We start from the raw sequence: 26,290 nt of genomic DNA on the forward strand, positions 1-26,290 counted from the left end.
TTCGCGCACGTAACTTACGGGTAATCTTTTGTCGACGTGCGACTTACTTGAAGCTACAAGTTAACTCTTTCCTGTGGATGAACAAAGCGAAATTCGGTCGACAGCGTTGGTTCAATTAGACTGACTCTGGTTTATCTATCGGGAGAAGAATGAAGCGTCAGCTATTACTTGGTTCGGCAACCCTTGCAGCTATTGGGCTCGTCGCGGGGTGCACTCAAGCGCCTCCAAAGGTCAAAGACCCTGTGAACATTTCCCAAGGTGTGCAGGTATCCCTAGCACCCGACGCGTCAATTACTCAGATCGTGAGCGACTCTGTCTCTGTAGGCCAAGACGGGCAGATGTCTAGCGACCACAAAGTGATGGGCTCTGATCTCGTTGATGATCTACCTATCCGCGTCAGCACGACCTACCGCGCAGAAGACGGATCCACGGGTACAAATCTCGAAGACCTTGCAGGTTATACGGGCAAAGTTGAAATTGGGTTGAACGTTCAGAACCTTACTGTTAAGTCCCAAGACGTTTCCTATGACGTAGCCGGCCAGTCAAAAACCGATCCAGCGCTGGTTGGTGCCCCGTTAACGGTGATGGCTTCCGCAGAGCTCCCTGGAGTTCGCGTTGATCAGTTGAACCCCTCCGATAGCAACGGCAAATCAGGAACAAACGGAATCATCTCCACGTCAACGGGTGATGAGTCTTCAGCCAGCAAAGATGGAAGTGGCCCGTCCGCCACTACCGTAGTTCAATGGGCAACTCTCTTGGCTCCCCCGGTATCGCCAGCTCAGACGAGCTTGCGCCTTTCAGCCGACGTTGAAAACTTTGACGTGCCAAGTTTTGATATCGCAGTTCAACCAGGCCTGAATACTGATCCATCCTCGGCTGGTGTTCTGACCGCTGGCGCACAGAGCAACAGTTCAGACGAACTTGAAATGCAGAAGCGCACCATTGACGTCGTTATGTCCGTCAACGATGTGTTGGCACGGGCAGGCAAGACCATGACCGACGTCCGAGAAAATCTAGATACCACTTCAGGCACTCTCGGCGTTGACGCAGCGGAGAGCCTAAAAACTAACAGTGAATCACTGACAAAGACCATGGAGGGTGTTCACAAGCAGGTCGAGCAGCTTAGCGTTGACCTCGCCGCCAATACTGAGACAACCAGCAAGGAAACGAACGAGCAACTCTCGGAAGTTGTTTCCGCCATGGACTCCATGTTGGGCGACACCTCAGCAGCGCCAGCTTCCGCCCAGTTGGAAGGTGACAGCTGCGGTGCCAATGTACAAAGCAATGGCCGAAACTACAGTGCCTACTCCAGCTTGAGCCAAATCTCTTCTCAGCTCAACGGATACGCAAAGGCGACCTCTGGCTGCCGTGATTCCCTATCGCAGGCTTTGGCGGACTCCATTGGCCCAGCTGAACCAACGGCGGAGAACTGCGATGACCCATCGATGACCTGCGCGTTCCGCGAATCTTCGATGAAGATTACCGAAGAACTAATTGGCTTGGTTGTCAACGGGGAAAAACTGATTGCTGATCTACAGCCCGAACTTATCGGCAACACCATGAGCCTTCATAAGGACTTGGTTAAGTCTCTAGAGGAATCTCAGAAGGACCTCGACAGCTTGCACGGGCAGGCCGGTGGAAATATCAAAGCTGAAGATCTCGAAAAGTTGAAAGAGTCAGTCGACACTTCGCGGGAACAGCTTTCACAGATGACCGCCTCCCTAGATTCGCTGCACGCGCTTGCTGAGAAGAACATTGAACGTATCGGCGAAGCTAAAAAAACCTCCTCCATGCAAGGACAGAACCAGGAACTGATTGACGAGATCTGTTCATTGGTGGAGCAGTCCGACGAAGAACACGGGATCTCTCCAGAAGAGGCAAAGAAACTTCTCGATCACCTCACGGACAATGCCGACTGCTTGGATGATCTACCAGTCATTCCGAGCGCTACCGCAAGTCCTTCTGAGTCGCAGGTGCCTGAGCACTCCGAAGAACCTACCCCTTCAGAAGACGTAGACCCCACGCCTTTGACCCCGACACAGGTTCCGTTGGACAGCGAAAGCCCAACTCCTTCGGAAAGCCCTGCTCCAAGCGATAAGGCGAAACCAAGCAAGACTCCATCCGAGAGCCCGGCGCCTAGCTCAAGCTCCAGCCCTTCAGCATCGGCAACACCTTCTGAAAAGAAGATCGACATTGCTGAGCCTGCGGCCTTTGTGAGGTCAAAGCCTTCACAGTCGCCAGAGGCCTCGGAATCCGCCCTCCCAACGGCAAACATCCCCGAAGATGAACCGAATCCCCCGAAGCCTTTTGAATCGCCGGAGCCTTCTGACTCAGCCCTTCCAACCGCAAACATTCCAGAAGATGAACCCACTCCATCGGGGACACCGGACGATGAACAGCCACCAGTCGGACAGATTCCTGAAGACGATCAGGATGAGGACTTAAACGCACCCATGGATGTTCAGCTCAGCGATCAGGCTGAGGACTGGGCTGTCGTTTTGGATGCCTCCGATACCTCAAAGAAGAATGATGGTGCCGGAGAAGAACTCAAGGATCTTTCCAAGCAACTTGAACAGCTCAGCGGACAGCTTGATGCGTTAACTAAGCAGGATGACTCAGATTCATCTTCTGCCAAAAATGCACTGGCTGACTTGGATGAGGAGTTCGCAAAAACGCTGGAAACGAATGCCAATCTTGGAGACAGCCTGTCGCAGCTAGAGCTACAACAGAAAGCTCTCGAGTCGCAGATCCGTGATGCCTTCTCCCAAGCTGCAGTTGATTCTTCGAAGAGTGCATCCCAACTCATCAATGATCAAGTGCGCGTCGTTTCTAATCAGGGAAACCTGAGCCGCGAAGAGGTCATCAATGCCTTTGACCACTCTGTCGCAGGACTCTTGGCGACATCTAACAATGTTGAAAATGACGCAAAGAAAAACCTTGAGCAGCAGCATGCAGATCTGCAGAAGCAAGCAGACGCCTTAGGCCGCGGCATGGATGACCAAACCGCTGGGGCACTAGAAGCAATTGCCCAGTCGTCCGGGCAGTCAGCCAGGGACATGAATGGTGCCAAGGCAATGCTCACTGCTTCCTTGAATAAGGTGATCCTGGATCTGGGTAACCGCAAGGTGAATGGCTCTGGTCTGCTGGGTTCATTGAGCACCAGCGCTGCATTGTCTGAAACTGCTGACTATCAGCTCGCATTGGCAAGCAAGACTGCTGAGGAATATGCGAACCTGCGAGAAGAGGATGTTTCCTCAATCCTGCATCGCCAAGCTCAGGTGAAAGCTTCAATGCAAGCCAGCAGCGAACTGCCCGCATTTGGCATTGAAGTTCCGCAGGGAGCCCAAAGCAATACCCTGTACTCGTTCCGCTTGGAAGGTAATTCCTAATGGAAGAAGAGAACAAGAAGTCCAACGCTCAAAAGTCGCCCAAGACTAAAATCATCCTTGTTGCGGCATTCCTCGTTGTCATCGGCCTGGTTGTTGCCGGTAGTGCACTTTTCCGTCCAGCGCAGAAGAAGGAACCGATCGCGGACGCGCCTGTCACGATGGCGTTAGAGGCATCAAGAGTTCCGAAAGATTCGACCATCGGAATTGTCGTCACCTATGGTGATGCCGAAGGCTCTGAATGGAAAGATGCAGCCAACGGTGCACTGGTAGCGGCGAAGCGTTTTGAACTGGGTGGAACCAATATCGCAGTTGAAACTCGCGATGACCGTGGCACCGTGGACGGAGCACGAGCCGCGGTAGAAGACCTGAAAAAATCAAATGTCTCAGGTATCGTAATTGCTTCGTCAGGCGACCACGTTTCCGGAGCACTAGACGAAGCCCAAAAATCTGGACTTCCAGTTATTCTCCCTTATTACAACGGTCCGCTAGCTCAGTACTCAGACATGTACCGCACTGGCGCAAGTAATAAGGATGTAGCTTCCACACTGAACAAGATTGTTCAGCCAGCAACTAATCCAATTCTGCTCAATGCTGGTGGAGAACCGTTAGAGGGTCTGACCGCTGGAGCCGTGCGTGAAGTTGGTGCCTCCGAAGATCTAAGTACCGTGGCCAAGTCGATCCAGTCTCTGGCTTCAACTGACCGTGAATTCCCCATTGATGCGGTAGTTGTTAGTGGCACTGCACAGCGCCAAGCTCAGTTAGTCGCCCAGCTGCAGAAAGCAAAAATCGGCTTGCCTATTGCGTTAACTCCGCAAGCAACTAGCCCTGTCTTTGCCAAGACAATGATTGCTGAAAACGCCAGCTTGTCCAACGAACTTGCCAGTGCAGGAAGCCAAAGCTTTGACGACGCTGCGTTGAGTAAAGGAGCGTCGGGCCAGGCGATGAACAGCTATCTAACAGTGGTGCAGCAGATGGCTACCGACGAAGATACTTTGAGTTTGGCCGCTGACCGCCCCTTCGGTGAAGTTGCACCGCTAGCTGATTCACGAGCTCATGATGCAGTAGTCGCGATGGTCCGGGCCATTGATGACGCTCGAAACACACAACCGCAAAAGGTCGCCAAAAACCTGCACGGACTTTCACTTGGAGTCGACGACGGGCTGACTCAGGATGCCTTGAAATTCGACTCGGAAGAAGCTTTCGCAGGCCAGACAAAAGAGCTACGCCTAACCAACCAAGACTTAGGTTTGCGCTCTATGAACACCAAGGACGGATCCGCCAACCAGTGGTTCGCTGTCACCGCGCCGCAGTAGGATTCCCGTTCGTTCACAGCGCGCTGCTGACTTTGAGCTGATGACCGTTGCAGTCCACTTTTGAAGAAGGGCTTGATTCATATGCGTATCGCGTTCGACCTTGACGGTCAGCGAATGATCCGTGACATTCACGGAGCCGACGATTCCACGACTTTGAGCGACCTGTTGTCCAAAGTCGGACAGGAGAGCGCTTCGGATCGGGATGTCTATGTGGATGATGTTCGCACCGAAACAAGCACCCTACTTAGTGACCTGACGTTGCTTGAGGGCAGCATCATTAGCTATCAGCCCAGCAGTGTTGAACAGAGTTTCTCCGGCTGGATTGCTGCCATCGCTGGCGGATTGAATACCGGAGCATTGATTAGCCTTCCGGAACATCGGCGCTTGCTTCTGGGCCGTTCGCCTCACGCCGATATTCAGCTTGATACCGAAAGCGCGTCATGGGAACATGCTTCCTTTGAAGTTGAAGAACAGTCGGATTCTGGATTAGCGGTGCGAATCCGCGACTCAAAATCTACCAACGGAACCTTCGTTAATGGGGAACAAGTCCCTGCAGACGATGAAGGAATATTGATCTCACAAACCGCCACGGTCACCCTTGGCGGGGTCAGCATCCTACTTCGCCCAGATTTTGCGGAGCAAAAGGCTCCTAAGCCTGGTTCCCTTCACAACCTCACTTCCGCTCAGACTGCGCCCTTTAACCGTCCACCACGGCCAGGTACTGTTGCAGACCATCCGCCACTGACACCTCCAGAGCGCAAGGTGGTTGCTCCGGCATCAAAGTTCAGTTACATCACCGTCATTGCGCCATTGTTGATGGCCGGTGCGATGGTCATGATGATGGGCAACGCACGGTACGCCATGTTCGCGTTGTTGAGCCCGGTAATGGCCATAGGTATGTGGTTCGAGCAAAAGCGCCGCCACAAGAAAAACCTCGCCGAAGAAGAATCCCGCTTCAGCCAGGCCTTGGACGAGTTCAAGGAACAGATGGCTGAAGCTTCTAAAGATGAGGCCGAACGCATCCGCGAATGGGTGCCGGATACCTCCGTCGTTCTGCGTACCGGCCGGTTCCCAACTACTCGCCTGTGGCAACGCCGTGCCCAAGATGATGATGTACTGACGCTGAACGCCGGCACCGGCCAGAGCAACTGGAAACCCGAACTGGCTCCGGGAACCAATGTGTCTCGTATGGATAAGGACATCCGAGACACCTATGAGGCCAACAAACTTCTGGCAGCACCGGTAATCGCCGACCTCTCAAACGCCGGCGTCGTGGGTATCGTTGGCGAACGCGAAGGAGCGCTTGCCCTAGCGCGTAGCCTCGTGATCCAAGCTGCAACCCATGTGGGCCCCGCCGATCTTCGGATTGCTGTCTTCTGCGACCGCGGTCGCGCAGATGGTTGGGGTTTTGCCTCGTGGCTGCCTCATACTCGCCGGCATGGCAGTAGCGAGCATGAGCAATGGCTATCGGATCAAAGTGAACGAAGCAAAGCGCTACTCAAAGATCTGCGAGAAGCCACAGATGCCCAAGTCCCCGGTTTAACCCTCATGGTGGTGGACTCCGAAGTATTAACCGAAGGTCGTGACGCACCGGCGCGATCCCTACTTGCGCACGGGCGGTCCTTTGAAACTGGCTACAAAGCTCCCGGATCTAGGAAGCATCAGATTTCCGGCATTGTCATTGCCACCGATGAGCACTACCTGCCCGCTGCTTGTAATACCGTCATTCACGTACGAGAAGACGCAGAAGCTACCGTGGACCAACGACATGTGCAGCAGTCCGTTGAGCACGTCACCATCAGTGGTTTGAGTGAAATATCTGCTGAAATTGCAGCTCAATCTCTGGCTCGCTTTGATGACCCGGAACTTGTTGTGCCCGGCGCTGGTTTGCCTTCCCTCTCCAAACTTCCTGACTTATTGGGCCTGCAGAAGATCAGCGGGAGCCAGATTAAACAGCTCTGGGCAACGTCTAAAGGCTTTGAAACGCCTATCGGCATCAGCGAAGCAGGCGTCATGTCGCTGGACCTGGTCAAAGACGGTCCGCATGGACTGGTAGGTGGCACCACCGGTTCAGGCAAGAGTGAGTTCCTGCGTTCAATGGTCGCTGGCCTAGCCGCGCGTAACGCTCCCGACAAGCTCAACTTCATCCTGGTGGACTTCAAGGGCGGCGCAGCCTTCGCTGCATGTGAAGCCCTCCCCCACACCATCGGAACTATCTCCAACCTCGATGAGCAGCTAGCTACCCGCGCGCTGGAATCGTTGGAGGCCGAAATGGAGCGCCGCCAGCGAAAGTTCGCTGCCGCTGGCGAGGACATCGACAACCTTGATGCCTATCTCAAAACCAATCCTGCTGAGCCAATGCCTCGACTACTGCTGGTGGTCGATGAATTTGCAATGCTTGCCAAAGAATTCCCTGAAGTGCTCAAGTCGCTTGTTTCGGTGGGTGCCGTGGGACGAACCCTTGGCGTGCACATGATCTTGGCAACTCAGCGTCCGGCTGGTGTAGTGACCGAAGATATTCTTGCAAACACCAACTTGCGTGTTGCGTTGCGCGTACAGTCCCGCGAAGATTCCAACAACGTTATTGGCGTGCCAGTTGCGGCCAGCATCAGCCGAAAGCAGATGGGTCGAAGCTACGTAAAGTTGGGGCAGGACGATATCTCAGCAGTACAGACTGCGTTGGTCACCGGCCGTGCCGTCATCAGTAGCGGACCGACCTTGCACGTGTTGGAACCAGGAAACTTTGGTGCAGCTGGAACCAAACCGCTGAACACCAACACCGTACTCAGCCAGGACAGTGACCTCGACTTGCTCATTGAAGCAATCAATGAAGCCAATGACGACCTCGCGATAAAAAAACCGCGTTTTGTTTGGCCAGAGGCGCTTGGTCAAAAGGCCGAGCTTCAAGGATTTGAAACTCTGCCCGGGACCAACCCCGAGGCCATCCACACCGCTGGCGGGTTTAATAACAACGTCCTGAAAATCGCCGTACGCGATGAACCAAAGCTGCAACGTCAGATTTCAACTGGTTGGAATCTGAAAGAAGGTAACCTGCTGCTCGTTGGCATCCCAGGCTCAGGCACCAGCACCACGTTATGCTCTTTAGCTCTGAACGCCGCATTGAACACGGACCCCGACGATCTAGATCTAATGGTGTTGGATTTGGGAGCAGGATCGCTTCGCCCCCTCTCGCGCCTACCCCACACCCTTGCCTACGTAGGGACTGATCAAGGGAGCAAAGAACGTCAAGCACGCTTCCTGCGCCACCTGGGCAATGAGCTCTCTGCCCGTAAAGCTGATCCGCACCGACGGAAGAAGACCATCATCTTGGTCGACGGATTTGTTGCCCTTCGCGAAGAGTTCGACGCGTACGGATCAGCTGGTTCCTTGATGGAACAGTTCATGCGGGCCTACGCCGAGGGCCCTGCCCTCGGCTTGCACTTCGCGGTGACTAGTTCGATCAATACCAGAATCCCAACTGCCATGAATGCTATTACCACTCAAAAATGGGTATTCAAGCTCTCGGATCATCATGAATACAGCGCGTTAGGTATCAAGCGAGGAAATATCCCTGCGCCCGTACCTGGGCGTTGCGTCAGCATTAATGAATTACAGCAAATGCATATTGCCACTGTCGGTTCAGATATTTCCGAAGCAGTCGCTTTTGTCGATTCGCATTGGGGCAACCGTGGACCAAGGCCAGCATTGATCCGTAATCTACCGGGTGAACTCTCCTCGACGGAGCTGAACGCAATTCCGGTGCTTGATGACGAGTCTTGGAAGATTCCGGTGGGCATTCGTGAAAGTGACTTGTCTCCAGCGTTCCTAGAGATATACCCGCAGGAGCACGTGTTGATCGCCGGTCCCGCACGCTCGGGCAAGTCAACGTTGATGATTGCTCTGTCACAGATGCTGCAACAAACGCGGGTCGAAGGTGCACCAGCTCCCACTGTCTGGGCTATCTGCGACAAGCGCTCCCCGCTCAGTGATGCTGGACTTGAAAGAGTCTGCGCACCCGGTGCCGATATCAGTGGCCTTATCAACGATTTGATGTTCCGCGAGGGGCATCGATTCTTGCTGCTTGACGATGTTGAAAAGCTAGATGATCAGGGGTCTGCGATAGAGAACTTGCTCAAGAGCGGCCCAGAAGGAGTCTGCATTATTGGCGCTGGTCGTAGCGCAGAACTGAGGAGCCTCTATAGCTGGCAGAAGGTTCTCAGAAGCTATGGCACCGGTGTTCTCCTGCAGCCTGATCCGTACAAGGACCAATCAATTTTCGGCATCGATATGCCGGGTAAAACACCTGTGGCGCTGACGCCGGGTCGTGGATATATGCATACCGGAGGACACATCACTCTAGTGCAAACCGTCAGCCCTGCCGATCTCAAAACCGATGCCTGAGGACGGATAACAGCGGCAGCCAACAGACGGAGAACGAAGCAACGAACCAACCCCTGTAACTTCATCAGTTTGAAAATTCAGTAATAAGCGTGGTTAGGGTGGATAAGTCTACGAAGTCGACAGAGAGTTCGAATCAAATATCCCGAATTTTCTCAATTCTTCGTGGCCCGTCGGACCGTCATGTACGTAGCAAAGGAAAAAGCATATGAGCGTCACTCGCCCATCAAAGAAAAAACGTCAGTTAGCCATCGGCACCGCCGCATTGCTCTTGGGCACCACACTGCTCACTGGCTGCGGCACGCAGGCTGTCAAAATGGTCACTGACCAAAACGGTGTCAAGTCGGAAATGGTTCTTGTTTCCAAAGGTGACCGCCTGATCGAACAGTACGGCTCCAATGCCATCGATTTCAAAAAAATGGGCGTCACCCCTGACGCTATCAAAGGCGCAATTTACGACTACCAGCAAAAGACCAATGGCGTCGATGGAGTTGAATACCGCTACGCAGTAAACGACAACAAAGCGCTCGAGTACACCGAAGTGAAGTTCGAAGATGCAGATCTTGCCAAGCTCAAAGAACTCGACATCATTCAGGGGGACTTCACCGGCGAAAATGCCACCGACTTTGTGGACCTGCAGAAGACCATTGATGCGCTGACCAAAATTGGGTACACCAAAGAACAGTAATTCGGCCGTCCAACTTTTTTCGACTACTGCAGAAGGATTTTCAACCTCATGACTTCAACTCCACAAGATTTGACCCAGCAAAACCCTGACTACAACGCGCCAGAGGTTCAACAGCCAGCCTCATCGGCACAGCCTTTGGACCAGCCTCTCTACGGGGCTTCATTCGGGCAGGCCATCTCGCGTTACTTCAAGAAGTACGCCACCTTCAGCGGGCGAGCATCGCGCAGTGAGTACTGGTACGTAGCGCTCTTCACCTTTATCGTCAGCCTGATTCCCTCGATATTCATGACGATTGGTGTAGCCCGTGGCATCGCGTGGGCCGATAAGTACCAGGTGGAGGTACCGTACGGAACCGTTGACGGTGATGACATGGCTACCTACACCCGAGGCCCTGGTGGAATCCAAAGCCCGGACTCGGTATGGATTTACCTCGGCGTGGCACTTTTGCTTCTGATTACCCTTGCACTAATTGTTCCTAACTTGGCCATCACCTGGCGCCGTCTGCACGATACCAACCGCCCAGGCCCTTGGTACTTCATCTCGCTGGTTCCTGGCGTAGGTGGAATCATCCTGCTCATCCTGACGCTGCTGCCTTCCAAGCCTGAAGGCGCGCGCTTTGACCGGGCGGGACAGGTTTCCTAAGTATGCAGCCAACCACCACACGGAAGCGTCGCGCCTCTAGCGGCGTAGTGAAACGTGCACAAGTGGCTGTAGCACTGATGATCTCCATCAGCTTCCTCACGTATTCTCGCACCATTGGTTTCAAGAATCTCTTTACTGGATACTTTCCGCCCGTGGTGGGTTACCTTCTCGGGCTGATCCTCGGTGTGGCAATCTCAATTGTGCTCATCCGTTATCTGCCACGAGTGGTCGCGATCCTGGTGGATATCGTCTTGGTATTCATCGTCATCGGACTAGCGGACAACTTCTCTTCGAACGGTGCACTGTCAACTTGCATCGCAGCCATAATTGGTCTGATCGTTGGCGTGCCCATCGCGATATCCGTCGGATTCAAAAGCGAAGAAGAATCGGTCGAGCAACACCGGGAAGCTCTCGCCCTCCAGAGTAAAAACGACAATAGTCTCATCACTTGGTGGCGTGAAGGACGTATGGAATTTGATAATTCTGTAGCCACTCCAGCAGACTTGCAGGCGCTCCTCCAGTCACTGAACGGCAAGAAACGAACTCGTTTCAGTGCCTTCAATAAGGGCGCTCGCATTGACGTGTTCGGTGGACCCAAGCAAGGATATATTCTCTTCTACACCGAGGATTCAACCTTGCCTGCCTCAGCGCAGCAGTGGATTCAACTGCTGGATGATCCGGCCGCGAACGCGAGTATGGTTGACCCCTACGGTCAGCAGCCTAAAGCGCACAAGAAGTCCAAGAACACCGCTAGGACCTTCCCCGGGTTCAGGCCAGCGGTCTTTGGTGAGGAAATGTTGAACTCGGTTCAGGCTGTCGCTGAAGCAGTAGACCGCTTCGCAGTTGGAGCGCCTATCCAAGCGGGCAAGAAGTGGTCCGAAGGAGACGAAGCCTACGAGGCTCGTCCGTTCGCGTCCACGAGGGAAGCACAAACCGATACGACTCAGCCCGTCAATAACGGCTAACAACGTATCTCCGTCAGCCACGTCGCAGTTCTGTTCTCCTGCGTCGTGGCTGACGTTTTTAACAGGTCGGTTGCGTTGCTTCTAGGTGAGAACTCACCGCGTCGTTCACATCATCGAGTCGTAATGCTGAACTGGTTGCTGACCAGCTCAGTAAAGTTGCCTACCGTTGCTCGAACGGTACATTGCGGTGACACTGACAGCGCGGTAACCACCAGTCCATCTTTAGACACCGCCAAGGCACCCGAGCAGCCGTCCGAGAAACGAACTCCACTTTCACCTTGGGAAACAGCTTGCAACACTGCGGTGGGTTTTCCTGTCGCTGGGCTGGCGTATATCGGATTGAGTTCGTCAGGCCCTGAAGGCCAAACAGGAATCAACTTCACCGGTAGCGGAGTTTGACTGACTGTCCTGGTTGGAGTCTTTACCGCAATGTCTTGCAGTCGCTGAGCGGGATAAGCACTGCCCTCAGTGGCAGGATCCGTCATTGCCGTAAGTGTCGCCTCAGCAGCATTTTTCAGCCACTGATCCAACGCCTGCTGGTCTGCAATCTCCACGTTTAGTTTTGCTTTGACTTCAGCAGTAGATTGCTTAGGAATGGCTAGTTCGCTCAATTGCCATCCACAGTCAGCTGCCACACCATTGATGCTCTGCTGGTTGCGTGTGGCTTTGGCGCCTTCCCAAGTAACGTTCGGGCAGTTACCTGCCTCCCCAGGAGCTGGCAGAGATTCAAAGAGCTCTCCTCGCAGCGGTGTCTTCTGAGCAGCATAAGTTAGCGTCAGCTCCACTTCGCCCGTTTGAGGTTTGTACTCCGCACGACGGGATATGCCCAGCCCTGAAGGCAAGATTTGATCTTGTTGCGTTGCGGTGAGCGCTTCGTCGCTTGTTTTGCCCTTGCCCGATGATCCAGGAATCAAGGTAAACCCGAGTACCAGCGCCACGATGAGGAAGGCTGCAGCGCCAAGTAGCCACATAGCCTTCGTGGTCAGCCACTCGGGACGGCTGAATTGGTTTTTCTGGTCCGTTGTTGGTTCTTCGTCAACGGGAGCTGCTGGTTTCCTTGTTGCCATCGGGCGAACGACGGTGTGATTGGCCGGCACACCCAAATCCGGCAGGTCGCTTGGGTTAAGCGATCCAGCAGGTTTTGCATCGCTTGTGGTTCTTGGCTTGTCCTTGCTTCGAATGACCGTGGCGGGACGTTCAAGCTCTTCAAATTGCTCTGGCGCGGTGACTGATTCAAGCGCAGGCAGTTGCGTGTATTTTTTGCTTAGCCCACGAAGCTGGTGCGCAGCAGAAGTTGCATCAGGTCGAAGCGAAGGGTCCTTCTCCAGCATGGATGACAAGCCATCCCATAATGGATCTGGAATATCTAAGCGTGGTGGAACGGTAGAAACGTGTCGGAAGGACAACGTGTAGTCATTACCAGTTCCAGCAAAAGGAGTTCGGCCAGCAAGCAACTCGTAAAGCAGCACACCCGCGGCATAGATGTCTCCTGCGGTGCCGGCTTCACCGCGAGTAAACAGCTCGGGAGGCATATAGGCCGGGGTGCCGAGCATGCCGGAAGTGCTCTTTTTAGCTCCCTGAAGCACAGAGGCGATACCAAAGTCAGAGACCTTCGCTTGTGCGTGATCCAAGAGGACATTGTCCGGTTTGATGTCACGATGGGTGACACCCTTTTGATGAGCCGCAGCCAAGGCGTCCAGAACCTGCACTGTGTAGTCAATGGCCGAGGAAGGGGCCAGTGTCCCCTGCGCTTCTAAGGCGTCTCTAAGCGTCCCACCTTCGACAAGGTCCATGACGATGGCTAGTTGCTGACCTTCGACTACGAGGTCTCTAGCGACAACAATATTTTGGTGCTTCAGATTCAAAAGCACTGAGCGCTCTTTGATGAATTTCTCCACCAAGTCTGAGTCTTGCACATGTTCTTGGCGTAAGAGCTTGGCGGCTAGATCTGGGCCTCCACGCTCTTGGCTGACACACCAAACTTCTCCGACAGCGCCGGAGCCAATTTTCTTGATCAGCTTGTAGCTGGAACCTAGTGCATCGCCTGCTTGCAGAACGCTCATAATGTTAGTTTCTAATTTCCTTTACTACTCAACTACGCACCAAACGGCGGTTCTTCCCCAAAAGGGAAGAACCGCCGTTTGCAGAGTCAAAATACTTATTTGCCGGCTTCGATTTCAGCCTTGGCAGAAGCATCCGAATCGTTCAGGAACTTGCCGATGCGATCAACTTCTTCAGCTTCACCGATGGCTGCAGCCGCACGGCCCAGCGCATACAGCGAACGCAGGAAGCCGCGGTTCGGCGCGTGGCTCCAAGGAACTGGTCCCTGTCCGCGCCAACCGGCTTTACGCAGCGAATCCAGACCACGGTGGTAGCCAACACGAGCAAACGCGTAGGACTCCACAATGCGGCCTTCGCCGTGCGCTTCATCAGCCAGCAGTGCCCACACCAAAGAGGATGATGGGAACTTGGCGGCCAGGTCCGTTGGCTCATCGCCAGCTTCAAGGCGAGCCAAAACCTCAGATTCCTCAGGAAGCAGAGTTTCTGGAATGCCCAACAGGTTTTCGCCAGCCATATTTACTTCAGCGACTTTCCGGCCGAGCCCAGCTGACGAGCAGCTTCAACGATGCGAGCTGCCATGCCCTCTTCAGCCTTGGCACCCCAAACGCGTGGGTCATAGGTCTTCTTGTTGCCAACTTCGCCGTCAATCTTCAGCACGCCGTCGTAGTTGCCCAACATGTGGCCAGCTACTGGACGGGTGAATGCGTACTGGGTGTCGGTGTCAATGTTCATCTTGATAACACCGTAGGAAACAGCATCCGCGATTTCCTTATCGGAGGAGCCCGAACCACCGTGGAAGACGAGGTCGAATGGGTTAGCCTTGCCGATCTTGCCACCAACCTGAGCCTGGATATCCTTCAGGATCTCCGGACGCAGCTTCACGTTACCTGGCTTGTACACGCCGTGTACGTTACCGAAGGTCAGTGCGGTGATGTAGCGGCCCTTTTCACCGGCGCCCAAAGCGTCGATGGTAGCCAGTGCATCTTCAACGGTGGAGTACAGCTTGTCGTTGATAGCGTTTTCTACGCCGTCTTCTTCGCCGCCCACTGCGCCGATTTCAACTTCGAGGATCTGCTTGGCAGCAGCGGTGCGTGGCAGCAGTTCTGCAGCAATACGCAGGTTCTCTTCAAGGGTCTCAGCCGAGCCATCCCACATGTGGGAGTTGAAGAATGGGTCGCGGCCTGCAGCAACTTCTGCTTCAGATGCAGCCAACAGTGGCAGCACAAAGCTATCCAGCTTGTCTGCTGGGCAGTGGTCGGTGTGCAGGGCGATGTTGACGCCGTACTTCTTGGCTACTTCGCGAGCGAAAGCTGCGAAGCCCAACGAGCCAACAACCATGTCCTTAACGGAGGCACCGGACCAGTAGGCGGCACCGCCCGTGGAGACCTGAATGATGCCGTCAGACTCAGCTTCAGCGAAGCCGCGAATAGCGGCATTCAGGGTCTGCGAACTGGTCACGTTTACTGCTGGGAAGGCGTAGCCGCCAGCCTTGGCAGCGTCGATCATGGCATTGTACTTATCGGGGGTTGCGATAGGCATGCTTCACTCCTGGTGATTAGCGAGGTTTCGCGTCTCCATTGACGGCGGTTCGCCATCCATCCTATCGCCTAGGTCACTATCTCAACCTAAAATCTCATATCGTGACACGGTAAAGAACCTGTATTTGCAATGCAGAGCGCCACCACCTCACGGATGGTTGCTTATTGGGTTATCGATGCTGAGCTGCTGGCGCTACCTGCTGTACTCGGGGTAGCACTGCCGCTCGAGCCTTCTGAGCCTGTTGGCGAGCTAGCGCCACTCTTCTTTTCCTGCGTGCTGCTCACCGTTGGCGAGGGCGTAGTCGGCTCTTTATCCGGTGTACTTTGTACCGGCGGTGCCGAATTCGAGGTGGTGGGTTCAGGCGCCTTAGTTGTAGGCATTGGCGAAGGAATTTTTGTTGGCGACGTACTAGGCGTTGGCTTCGCACTAGGTGAAGGCGCCTTGGTGGTGCTTTCGGGCGGCGCAGTTGAGGTACTTGGACTCTTTGTTGGGGTAGGAGTCTTAGTCTCGCTGTGGGTCGGTGTCGGCTTGACCGTCTTAGTTGGCACCGGACGCGGCTTGGGAGCTGGGCTAGGAATGTATGGAGTGTCGTTCTCCGGAACAATAATGTCCGGATCCGGCTGATTGGTAGAAGGTGCGGAGCTTCGTGGAGCACCACTCTTTGGAGCAGAGTTTGCGCCGACGGTCAGACGCTGGGAATTGATCATTGCCTGACGCTGGCCAGGGATCAAAGGCAGGTAGTTGCGTGGATCGTGCCACCGACCATCAATGATGACTTCAAAATGCACGTGGCATCCGGTGGAATTACCGGTGGTACCGGCCAAGGCGATCAACTCGCCCTGTTGTACGTGCTGCCCCACCTTAGCGATGAGCTTCGAGTTGTGGCTATAGCCGGTTTGGATATTTGATCCGTGATCGATGCTCACACGCATGCCAGAGTGGCCTGCCCATCCCGAAACGCTCACCGTTCCATCTTCAGAGGCGTAGACAGGAGAGCCACAAGATACTGGGTAGTCCTGACCAATGTGGATCTGGTTTCCGGCACCGGTAGGGTTCGAACGCCAACCATAAGGGCTAGAAATTCGGCGTGAAGTCACCGGGTGCATCAACTGCAGGTCTCCCGGGAGCTTGCCAATCTCGCCTACCGTGCCAGCCAAAAGTGCAGTACTGGCGGTATTTTCTTCTTCGCTTTCGGCACTCTGTTCCGCGTCCACGGTCTCAGCTTCTACCACTTCGGAGGCATCTAAGGCACCGGCCACCATTCCGATGGGACGTCCGTCGATGGCAAGTTGCCTACCCGAGGCCCCAAAAGCATTCAGCGGAGCATCAACACTGACAAACACCGGCCCGTAGGCCAAGGAAGCGTCAGCGACGGCGTCCATGGACACCTGGACGTTCCCCTGACGAGTATCAGCTGGCTGGGCTACCAATGGGATTGCTAATGCGCCGGTCAACCCCAGGGCCGCAATCACCGAGGCTGACCACACAACTGCTGGTCGTTTCTTTCGGTGTAACCCGGGCAGAAGTAAGTCATGATTCACTTGATGACGACGTTTCACAGCCACTCGCTCCCAGATCACATTTCCATAACTGGATTCCAGAGTAAGCTGAAAAAAGTAACTAATCCAGATGCTCGACTAATACTCATGAGTATTAATTTCTCCGTTACCCCACCTGTTGCCCAAAAACGTGTCTGCGGATCCATGCGTGCATGGCAATTCCAGCGGCCGAGGCCGCATTGATAGAACGCGTTGAACCGAACTGTTCAATTGACAAGGTGTCTTTGGCTGCCGCATGAACTTCAGGGCTTAACCCGGGTCCTTCCTGGCCAAACACCAAAACACAATTCTTTGGAATGTCGTAGGTTTCCAAAGGTACGGAGTCAGGGAAGATATCGATCCCCAAAATGGTCAGCCCCTCGGATTCCGCCCAGGTAACAAAATCATCGACCGTTGGGTGATGACGCACGTGTTGGTAACGATCGGTCACCATCGCTCCCCTGCGGTTCCACCGGCGACGACCAATAATGTGGACCTCTTTGGCGAGGAACGCGTTGGCACTTCGCACCACCGTGCCGATATTCATGTCGTGCTGCCAGTTTTCAATGGCGATATGGAAATCGTGGCGACGCTCATCCAAATCCGCGATGATCGAGTCCATGTTCCAGTAGCGATACTTGTCAGCAACATTGCGACGATCACCGTTGGCTAGCAGCTCAAGATCATACTTTTCGTCGGTTGGATGCTCCCCTTCCCAAGGGCCCACTCCAATGACATGCTGCTCGCTGGGGTCGTTTACTGGTTCCTGCGTTTCTTGATTCACGTTATTAAGCGTAGTTCTTTCTAATCGTGCCCTTGTTCACGGCGCAATTCTCCAAGGCTGTGTAGTCTTTTTAGTAGCAGGGGATTCTTTCAACGCAGATAGCTCCCACCACAATTTCATCAGGGAGGACTTCACCTCGTGACGACTACCAACCGCGCTGCCCGCACTGTCCACGACATCAAGTGCTGGCTTACTGACATGGACGGCGTTCTTGTCCATGAAAATCAGGCTGTTAAGGGTGCCGCAGAGCTGATGAGCTACTGGCGCGAAAACAACCTGCGTTTCCTAGTCTTGACCAACAACTCCATTTACACCCCACGTGACTTGCGTGCCCGGTTGCTGGCTTCCGGCTTGGACGTCCCTGAAGAAAACATCTGGACCTCCGCGATGGCTACCGCTGAATTCTTAGCTCGCCAGCGTCCGGGTGGACGCACCTTTGTTATCGGCGAAGCCGGGCTAACCACCGCGTTGCACGATGCCGGATTCATCATGACTGACCAGAATCCTGACTATGTGGTTTTGGGCGAAACTCGCACCTACTCCTTCGAAGCGATCACCAAGGCGATCCGACTGATTGAAGGCGGCGCCAAGTTCATCGCAACCAACCCTGACGCTACCGGCCCATCGGCAGAAGGTCTGCTGCCAGCCACCGGTGCCATTGCTGCGCTGATTTCTCGTGCAACCAACCGCGAACCATATGTAGTTGGCAAGCCCAACCCGATGATGTTCCGCTCTGCTTTGAACCGCATTGATGCACACTCGGAAACCACTGCAATGATTGGTGACCGCATGGACACCGACATTGTTGCTGGCATGGAAGCTGGTCTACTTACCGCTTTGGTCTTCACCGGCATCACCGCCCGTGAAGATATGGATACTTTCCCATTCCGTCCGGACCTTCAGTACCCATCCGTGGCGAACCTTCACGCAGAACTGGCCAAGGACGCGGTAGTTCCTGAAGCCAAGGAAGCTAAGAAATAACTTCTAACGCAGCACAAAGGCCGGGCATTTGCCCGGCCTTTGTGCTGCCCGTCGGCCGAATCCGCTTTCGCAGCGTAGCGACGGCAAGCCCACAGACCACCCATTACCCATATCGGCAGCTTTTCGACGCTACCCAGCCCCAACGACATTTGTTTTGCACCTGATTCAGCAACCTCAAGCCACAACCTTGCTACGGTCACTGCGTGTTGCCCCCGAACATGACGGGGCAACTTTCTGGTCGCGTTGTACATCTGAAATCATTTCCTCGAAGAATCTTCTCCAAACCGTAAACTAAGTTTCTCCTTTCTTGTCGTAGGCATCTGCTAGCATCACAAATATCGAATTAACCAAGTGGTTTTTACGAGCATTTTTACGATTATGTTTAAGGGGAACCCTTGGGAATTGAAATTGGAATCGAAGATTTGTCCGCCAAACTGCGCGCGCAGAAGGATTCAATCCAGACTGAGGAAGCTACAAAAAACGCTTTTGTAATGCCATTCATTTCGCGCGTGTTGGGATACGACGTCTTCAACCCTCTCGAAGTCATTCCAGAATTCACCGCGGACCATGGGACGAAGAAGGGCGAAAAGGTCGACTACGCGATCATGAAGGATGGCGAAGTTCAGATATTGATCGAATGCAAACATGTTGGAGACGCGCTGAACGTCAAACATGCGTCGCAATTGTTCCGCTACTTTTCGGTCACTAACGCTCGCATCGGCGTACTGACTAATGGACAGGTCTACCACTTCTTTACAGACCTGGATGCTCCGAACATCATGGATCAGAAGCCCTTCCTTGTCCTAGACCTCCTAGATATCGACGAGGTCGTTTACCCCGAGCTTTCAAAACTGACCAAGGAAACGTTCAATCTTGATTCAGTACTGAACTCAGCCGAAGAACTTAAATACGTTGGCGCACTCAAACGAGAACTGTCGATCGAGTTCAAAGAGCCTGGAAAAGAATTCGTTCGACTGCTAATGACAAGAGTCACTGACCGTCGAGCGACAGCCGATAACTTGACCCTCTTCTCAGAACTTGTCGGCAAAGCAACCAAGCAGTACCTGAAAGAAAAAGTTCATGAGCGTCTGAAGAGTGCCCTCCATGAAGGCGACAGGATTGACATCCCGCTTGTGGACGGAAGCGATATGACGTCGTTGCAGGTTCATGAGTCTGCTGAAAACGCGATTGAAGCAAAAGAACTAGCGGACAAAACCGGGGTCATCACGACCGAGGAAGAACTCGCCGGGTACCAGATAGTCAAGGCCATCGCCTGCAGCGAAGTAAAACCTAACCGAGTCACGCACCGGGACAGCAAAACTTACTTTGGCATATTGCTTGACGACAATAATCGGCGAACGATCGCGCGTCTTCACTTCAATGCGCGAGCACAAAAATATATTGGCATTCTTGATGAGGACAAGAAAGAGACTCGCTACCCGATCGACGACCTTGAAGATATTTATCTCTTCGCGGACCAGATCCGATCGGTTGTAGTTAGGTTAGTCAACGACTAGACCCTACTTTAGTGGGACTCATTTTCGGGATACGGCAAAATAGGTCACTAAACGCCTAGCAGCGCGATATTGCTTACGCACTAGTCAAGCATTAGTCCCACTTCACACCCCAACGGTATGGCACCGATATTTCATCGGCGCCATACCGTTCATTCGTTCCTGAAGCCGACTCCAGCTACACCAATCGATACGCGCGCATGTCTTTACCCTGAGCCCCTCAGAATCAGTAAAACGATCGCCGCAATACGTCTCTGCACTGAGCTGACGAAGGAAATTCTCCAGGACAGAGTTGTCGAAGTAATTGCCTTCACAAGACATCGATTGGGTCGCACCGCACTTCTCAAGAAAGTTAGTTCTTCGCTGGTTTTATTCTCGGTTGTTGCGAACCAACAGCTTCTTACTGAACTTCCTTGTCCCCAGGGCCAGAACTAAGGCTTCGCGGGTTAACGATGGAGTCCGCTATCTCCGCAAGTGCGAATCTCAGGATGCTGCGGTCAAACAGATCCATGATGGAAGACAAATACAGTATTCCGAATCGTCACGAAGCCCTGTCTTGTCGCGTACGTAAACGGTGTCCGGGGTCCACGCCAAAGCCCAATGCCAACAGGTTTTTAGCGATTTTGCCGCTTGAACTGTTCGACAAGCCGTTCGCGTCGGAGTGCAGATAGTGCGTTTGGTCCGCGCAGGAGAATCTCCCCAAAAATTGATGTGACTTTGAACTGCTCACCGAAAGTTGGACTGTAAAAGTCGGCACTTTTGAGGGAGCATCTCAAGAGCCTGTTCCACCCAGTGCTGCGGCGATGAATTGCGGTTACTGGACGACCACCGGAGTATCCATCACCCGGCTCTCACCTACTTCGCGAATATCCCCAACAATTCGGAACGTCGCATGGTGAGATTGGTCTTCACTGCTTGAGCCGACCGTCGCGATGAAGTTGCCCGGTTCCACAATTCTGCGCCCAGCTAATCCAATAAATGATGTTCTATCCGCATGCACGTCGAAGGTGACCCGCGTCGAAGCACCAGCTTCCAACTGAACTTTGGCAAAACCAGCTAACCAACGTCGCGGACGCACCACCTGTGAGACCTCATCCGACAAATACAGTTGGACTACTTCCGCGCCTGCAAATCCACCAGTGTTTGTGATCGTCGCACTGATCTCCAGGTTTCCTTCGGTTGAGATTTCTGTGTGGGATAGCTGCAGCTCGGATATCTCAAATTCTGTATAAGAAATGCCGTAGCCGAATGGATAGAGCGGACGGGGATCAAGATTCGAAACTCCGTCAGAGTGCCAACCCAGCTTGGGCGTCAGGTAGGTTCCTGGCTGTCCGCCCACATGGTCAGGAATCTGCACCGGCAATTTGCCTGATGGATTCACTTGGCCGGTCAGTACCGCAGCGAGTGCGGGGCCACCTTCGACACCCGGCATGAAGCACTGAACGATGCCTGCCGCACGATGGGCGAACTGTCCGAGCGAGTAGGGGCGGCCGGTGACCAAGACCAGCACGGTAGGTGTTCCGGTTTCTAAGACCGCTTCAACAAGTTCGGCCTGTCGCCCAGGCAACTTCAGGTCCACCACGTCACAGCCTTCACCCGAAGTTCCACGCCCAAAGAGTCCGGCTAGATCTCCAACTGTCACCACGGCAACTTCCGCGTTACGGGCGGCCTGAACGGCCTGTTCAATTCCACTGTCATCGAGGTCGGTGAAGTCCACGCCACGAACATACTCAATGTTGCTTCCGGCGAGCGCTGGGGAGTCCTCAAGCGCTTGGAGAATGGATACCATTTCGACGCCATAGTCCTCGTGTTCAGCGAAGCGCGAGTACACGTGGTTGGTAAAGGAATAACAACCCAGGTTGGTGCGTGGCTGTGTGGCGCTGGGGCCGATGACCGCCATGCGTGCCGGACTTTTGAGTGGAAGGATCTGCTCATTACGCAAAAGAATAATGGATTCTTCGGCCATGGCCCGGGCATGCTTTCGATTCTCGATCGAGTCCAGTTCCGTATCGTCACCTAGCCATGCACCCCGCGGGTCATAGTCAGGATCCAGCAACCCGGCTTCAATCTTTTGTGTCAGCACCCGGCTCACCGCGGTATTTAGCACGTCTTCATGTAGTCGCCCAGCACGTACCGCCTCAGCCAGATTGGCGAAGGAGATGGTTTCAGGTAGCTCCACGTCCATGCCGGCCGAAAGCGCTAGCAGCCCAGCAGCATCTTCGCTCTCGGCAATTTCGTGCATGCTGTGTAAGAAGCTCACGGCCCAGTAATCGGCCACCACGGTGCCGGTGAAGCCCCAGCGTTCACGCAGGACTTCGGTGAGTAGCCGGCGGCTCGCGGCCGGTGCTTCACCATCAATATCCGCGTACGAGTTCATTACTGACGCCACTTGTGCTTCACGCACTGCGCGTTCAAAAGGTGGGAAGACCACATCTTCCAAAGCACGCGGACCAATTGATACCGGCGCGTGGTTACGTCCAGCTTGGGAGGCAGCGTAACCGGCGAAATGCTTCAAGGTGGCGTTGACTCCAGAGCCCTGAAGTCCTTTCACGTAGGCGACCGCTAATTCTCCGACTAGGTGTGGGTCTTCACCGATGGTCTCTTCAACGCGTCCCCAGCGGTAGTCACGCACTACATCCAAGACCGGAGAAAGACCTTGATGTACACCCATCTTTTTCATATCTGCACCGATGCGTGCGGCCATCGATTTGATGAGTTCCGGGTTAAAACTCGCTCCCCACGCAATAGATGCCGGATAGCAGGTAGCCCCCAAGGTGGTGAATCCGGTAAGACATTCCTCGTGGGCGATGGCCGGGATGCCGAATCGGTTGGCAGCAATAACTTGTTCTTGGAGTTCAGCCAACCGGTCTCGCCCCTGGCCCGGATCTACGGGGACAGTGCCAAAGGCACGGGTGATGTGCCCCAGCCCGTTCTGGATCGCAGTATCAAAGCTCGGGCCGCCGCTGAAGGTATCAGCCATGGGTGCCACGTTGGCTTCACTATCGTGGTTTTCTTCCTCTGGACGGATCCAGTAGGAACCAAGTTGCCCCGCTTTTTCTTCGAGGGTCATCTGCTCCATAAGAGCAGCTACGCGCTGTTCGGTTGGCAATGCGGTATTACGCCAAGTCTGCTCGGCAGTTTTCATGAAAGTCCTATTCTTCAAAAAGTGGGCAGGCGTGTTTTCGCCTGGACGCATTAGCCTTTGACTGCTCCCTGTAGCCCGTTGACGATGCGCTTTTGCATGGCAAGGAAAAAGATCAGTGCTGGAATCATTGCCAGTGCGGTAAAGGCGAAAACGCCGGCAGTGTCCGCCGAGTGCTCCGATGAGTAATCTGCGACGCCCAAGGGAAGGGTCCGCATATCTCCTTGTAATAGGAGCAGTGGAAGTAGGTAGGCGTTCCACGAGCCAACAAAGGCCAAGACACCCACGGTGACCATGCCCGGTCCCGATAGAGGCAGCAGGATGCGCCAGAAGAATCCGATTCGGCTGGCGCCATCGAGCTGGGCGGCTTCTTCCAATTCTTGTGGCAGCGCCATCAGGAACGGGCGCAGAATGACCACCGTCATCGGCAAGGCGAATGCCGCCTGTGGCAGGGCAACACCCCACCAGGTATTACCCATATGCAGGTCCCTGGTAATCATGATGAACAGTGGAACGATGGCCACAGTGGCCGGGAAAAGCAGACCCAAAACGAAGACCATAAAGATCGGTTCGCGCAGTCGGAACTGATACCTCGCCAGCGGGTAGGCCGCCATCACTCCAAAGATCACCACGATCAGGGTTGTGATGACCGCGATCATTGATGAGTTCAGTGCGTAGTTCCAGAAGTCCGGGTTTTTTAGCACGCCTAGGTAGTTATCCAACACCCATGGGGCCGGCAGCCCCGCAGGGTTTTGCGCTAACTGAGCGTTGGTGCGAAAGCCACCAAGCACCCCATAGAGCACCGGGCCGAGTGTTAGAGCGACTACGGCGAGCGCAAGGGCATAAACCAGAACGTTTCCGCCTTGGTTTTTGGAACGTTTTTTAGCGCGCTTCGCTTGGGTTGGGGTGTGCTGTGGTCCGGTGGCCAGGATGGTGCTCATGCTTTGACCTTCTTCGGCTTGGTTCGTTCGTCATCTGGCTGCGAGTCTCGCTTAAGAACAAACTGCTGGTAGGAAACTGCGAGGATCAACGCAACGACAAACAGGATCACCGAGGCAGCAGCTGCCACACCGAAGTTCTGCCGTTTTGTTCCCTCAGAGACTAGGAAGCTGGCCATCGTGGTCGTTGAGTTGGCCGGTCCCCCGCCGGTGAGAATCCAAACCATGTCAAAGAGCTGCAGTGAACCAATCATGGACAAGAATCCCCAAGTGCGCAGGGTCGGCCCCAACAATGGAATGGTGATTTTGCGTTGGATCTGCCACCAGGACGCTCCATCGATTTGTGCTGCTTCGTAAAGCTCCGAGGGAACCCCTTGGAGTCCTGCCAAGAACAAGATCACCGCCAGCCCGAGGTACTTCCAGGTCAGTACGGCCAGTACCGTCCACAGCGCCAGCTCGGGAGTGCCGAGCCAGCCTTGGGCAGGACCTTGGATGCCCAGCTTGGAGATGATGGTGTCCACGACCCCGTACTGGGGTTGCAAGAGTTGGAACCAGATCACCCCGGCGATGACTTCGGAGAGCACATAAGGAACAAAGATGATGGTGCGCAGCAATGATTGGATTTTCATCTTGCGGTTGAGCAAGAGAGCAATCCCTAAACCAATGGGCAATTGCAGAGCGATAGATCCACCAATGATGATCAGGTTATGAATCATCGCATCGGTGAAAACCTCGTTTTGCAGTACGCGGGCGTAGTTTTTCAGCCCTACAAAGTCCACCAGTGGGCCGAAGCCCTTCCAGTTGTACACCGAGAAGCGCACAGCTTGGATGATGGGCAACAGCATAAATACTGCGATGAGAATCAATGCCGGACTGATGAAAAACAAGATTTCTAGATTCTTGCGTTTATCTGCTGGTTTGCGCCGACGCTCTTTGGCCTTGACCGACTTGATTCTGGTCGGTTGTGTAACGCTCACCGGATTTGGGTCAGCGTCATCGGTACGCGAACTTGATACAAAACTTACTTCTTGAGCCACGGTAGGGATCACTTCTCTAGATCAGCGGCATCTTGGCTGGCATCAACGATCTTCTGGGCATCGGACTTGCCAGCAAAGAGCAACGCAATTTGATCATTCATGGCTCCACCGACTGAAGCACCAAAAGCGGTGTCGAAGTACAGCTGGAAGTAAGGCGCCTTATCCCGAACGTCCATCATGGATACCAAGGCTGGGTCTGCAACGGAGTCTTTGGCCTTGGGGTTAGTAGGCAAGCCCATGTCCAACTCGGCAAAGCCCTTCTGGACTTTCTCGGAGACCATGTACTTGGCAAACTCGACTGCTTCGTCTGGAGCGTCTTGAGCTACCGCCCAGGCATCGCCGCCACCTAACTGTGCTTTCGGATCACCCTGGCCACCTTCAATTGCGGGGAAGGAGAACCAGCCGGTGTTTTTGCCTAGACCTTTACCGTCTTCGGTGAGCCCCTGCATTACGCCCGGTTCCCAATGACCGGCCAGTTCCATGGCAACTTTGCCGGTGGCTAGGAGGCCCGAGGCTGAGGTTGGACCGGACTGAGCTGGAGTGGAGAGGAATCCTGGGTTGAACGGCTCGGTCTTGATCAGCTGATCTACGTCTTCTCCAGCTTTCACAAAACACTGGTCGCTGAAATCCATATTGGTGACCGAGTCAGCCAAGGTTTGCTGGGCGCATTCACGCACCGCAGCGTAGTACCAGTAGTGAGCTGCCGGCCATTTGTCACCCGCTCCTACGGAGATTGGGGTGATGCCAGCTTTTTTGAGCTTGTCACTGGCGTCAAGAAGGTCCTGCCAGGTTTCGGGCGCCTTGTCGACGCCGGCTTTTTTGAACAATGCTTTGTTGTACCAGAACCCTGCAGCGCCCAATGAGTACGGCAGGGCGTAGGTCTTGCCATCGATCTGCCAGCCGCCGGCGGTGTCTCCGAGGAATTTTAGTTCTTCGCTGGCTTGCTCGCTGAGGTCTTTGGTCAGCCCGGCTTCCACGTGCGCGGCCAGTTCCCCGCCACCGCGTTCCATGTACACATCTGGGGTGTCACCGCTTTGGAAAGCGGCGTCGAGTTTGGTGAGCATGTCTTCGTGCTGCATGGCGTTAACCTCGATGTCCACGCCTTGATGTGTAGCCTCAAAATCTTTGGCGACCTTTTCGTAGTAGGCCTTGCCTTCTCCGTTGTTCGAGTTGTGCCACCAAGTGATGGTGGTGGTTCCGTTTGTCGAGGCTTCAGGAGTATCAGAGCCTGAGGCGCAGCCGGAGAAAAGTAGCGAGCCAGTGGCTGCCAGCGCCAACATTTTCGCAGTTCGGGACTTGGACAACATACGTGTGCTCCTGTGCATTGATGATGTGATGACCCGTCGACTTCCACGCGGCAG

17 protein-coding genes are annotated in these 26,290 nt (G+C 54.2%); 8 read left to right on the plus strand and 9 right to left on the minus strand.

The window, feature by feature from the left end; genetic code table 11:
* Positions 1-149: 149 nt before the first annotated feature.
* From EYR88_RS15355 to EYR88_RS15380, 6 genes are all read left to right on the plus strand, one after another.
* Positions 150-3,389: a hypothetical protein gene (locus EYR88_RS15355; protein ID WP_131090632.1), complete on the plus strand. Its 3,240-nt coding sequence runs from the start codon at positions 150-152 to the stop codon at positions 3,387-3,389.
* The gene (locus EYR88_RS15360; protein WP_131090633.1) at positions 3,389-4,702 is read left to right on the plus strand and encodes an ABC transporter substrate-binding protein; all 1,314 of its coding nucleotides are present in this window, start codon (positions 3,389-3,391) and stop codon (positions 4,700-4,702) included. The genes EYR88_RS15355 and EYR88_RS15360 overlap by 1 nt, the downstream gene beginning before the upstream one ends.
* Before the next feature lie 81 nt (positions 4,703-4,783).
* The gene (locus EYR88_RS15365; protein WP_131090634.1) at positions 4,784-9,103 is read left to right on the plus strand and encodes an FtsK/SpoIIIE domain-containing protein; all 4,320 of its coding nucleotides are present in this window, start codon (positions 4,784-4,786) and stop codon (positions 9,101-9,103) included.
* Positions 9,104-9,308: 205 nt separating this feature from the next.
* Complete coding sequence (locus tag EYR88_RS15370; RefSeq protein WP_131090635.1) at positions 9,309-9,788, plus strand: DUF1307 domain-containing protein; 480 nt, start codon at positions 9,309-9,311, stop codon at positions 9,786-9,788.
* A gap of 48 nt (positions 9,789-9,836) precedes the next feature.
* Positions 9,837-10,430, plus strand: coding sequence for a DUF805 domain-containing protein (locus tag EYR88_RS15375; protein WP_131090636.1), 594 nt, complete (start codon positions 9,837-9,839; stop codon positions 10,428-10,430).
* A 2-nt stretch (positions 10,431-10,432) separates the two neighbouring features.
* Positions 10,433-11,395: a hypothetical protein gene (locus EYR88_RS15380; RefSeq protein WP_131090637.1), complete on the plus strand. Its 963-nt coding sequence runs from the start codon at positions 10,433-10,435 to the stop codon at positions 11,393-11,395.
* A 110-nt stretch (positions 11,396-11,505) separates the two neighbouring features.
* Here the strand turns inward: EYR88_RS15380 and EYR88_RS15385 are convergent, their stop codons facing one another.
* From EYR88_RS15385 to EYR88_RS15405, 5 genes are all read right to left on the minus strand, one after another.
* Entirely contained in the window at positions 11,506-13,458 is a 1,953-nt protein-coding gene (locus EYR88_RS15385) for a serine/threonine-protein kinase (RefSeq protein WP_131090638.1), read from the minus strand.
* 95 nt (positions 13,459-13,553) lie between these two features.
* Complete coding sequence (locus tag EYR88_RS15390; RefSeq protein ID WP_131090639.1) at positions 13,554-13,970, minus strand: DUF3151 domain-containing protein; 417 nt, start codon at positions 13,968-13,970, stop codon at positions 13,554-13,556.
* A 2-nt stretch (positions 13,971-13,972) separates the two neighbouring features.
* The gene (gene fbaA, locus EYR88_RS15395; protein WP_131090640.1) at positions 13,973-14,995 is read right to left on the minus strand and encodes a class II fructose-bisphosphate aldolase; all 1,023 of its coding nucleotides are present in this window, start codon (positions 14,993-14,995) and stop codon (positions 13,973-13,975) included.
* A gap of 161 nt (positions 14,996-15,156) precedes the next feature.
* Positions 15,157-16,554, minus strand: a complete 1,398-nt coding sequence (locus tag EYR88_RS15400) for a M23 family metallopeptidase (protein ID WP_131090641.1) — start codon at positions 16,552-16,554, stop codon at positions 15,157-15,159.
* 106 nt (positions 16,555-16,660) lie between these two features.
* Complete coding sequence (locus EYR88_RS15405; protein ID WP_131090642.1) at positions 16,661-17,317, minus strand: RNA methyltransferase; 657 nt, start codon at positions 17,315-17,317, stop codon at positions 16,661-16,663.
* A 138-nt stretch (positions 17,318-17,455) separates the two neighbouring features.
* On the opposite strand from EYR88_RS15405, the gene EYR88_RS15410 reads away from it, so the two are divergent.
* Together EYR88_RS15410 and EYR88_RS15415 are read left to right on the plus strand one after the other, a co-directional pair.
* The gene (locus tag EYR88_RS15410) at positions 17,456-18,298 is read left to right on the plus strand and encodes an HAD-IIA family hydrolase (RefSeq protein ID WP_131090643.1); all 843 of its coding nucleotides are present in this window, start codon (positions 17,456-17,458) and stop codon (positions 18,296-18,298) included.
* A gap of 395 nt (positions 18,299-18,693) precedes the next feature.
* Positions 18,694-19,815 (plus strand): type I restriction endonuclease, encoded by a 1,122-nt coding sequence (locus EYR88_RS15415; protein ID WP_242632615.1) that lies wholly within the window; start codon positions 18,694-18,696, stop codon positions 19,813-19,815.
* Between the two features lie 811 nt (positions 19,816-20,626).
* On the opposite strand, the gene EYR88_RS15420 is transcribed toward EYR88_RS15415, so the two are convergent.
* Genes EYR88_RS15420 through EYR88_RS15435 form a run of 4 tightly spaced genes read right to left on the minus strand, consistent with a single transcriptional unit; the run spans position 20,627 to position 26,236 of the window.
* Complete coding sequence (locus EYR88_RS15420) at positions 20,627-22,957, minus strand: glycoside hydrolase family 3 N-terminal domain-containing protein (RefSeq protein ID WP_131090644.1); 2,331 nt, start codon at positions 22,955-22,957, stop codon at positions 20,627-20,629.
* 50 nt (positions 22,958-23,007) lie between these two features.
* Positions 23,008-23,895 (minus strand): carbohydrate ABC transporter permease, encoded by an 888-nt coding sequence (locus tag EYR88_RS15425; RefSeq protein ID WP_131090645.1) that lies wholly within the window; start codon positions 23,893-23,895, stop codon positions 23,008-23,010.
* The gene (locus tag EYR88_RS15430) at positions 23,892-24,929 is read right to left on the minus strand and encodes a sugar ABC transporter permease (RefSeq protein ID WP_131090646.1); all 1,038 of its coding nucleotides are present in this window, start codon (positions 24,927-24,929) and stop codon (positions 23,892-23,894) included. Before EYR88_RS15430 ends, EYR88_RS15425 begins: the two co-directional genes overlap by 4 nt.
* 8 nt (positions 24,930-24,937) lie before the next feature.
* Positions 24,938-26,236 carry an extracellular solute-binding protein gene (locus EYR88_RS15435; protein ID WP_131090647.1) on the minus strand — a complete coding sequence of 433 codons (1,299 nt, stop codon included), beginning with the start codon at positions 26,234-26,236 and terminating at the stop codon, positions 24,938-24,940.
* Positions 26,237-26,290: the final 54 nt, after the last annotated feature.

The organism is Arthrobacter sp. S41, from assembly GCF_004320535.1.
Taxonomy (GTDB): Bacteria; Actinomycetota; Actinomycetes; order Actinomycetales; family Micrococcaceae; genus Glutamicibacter.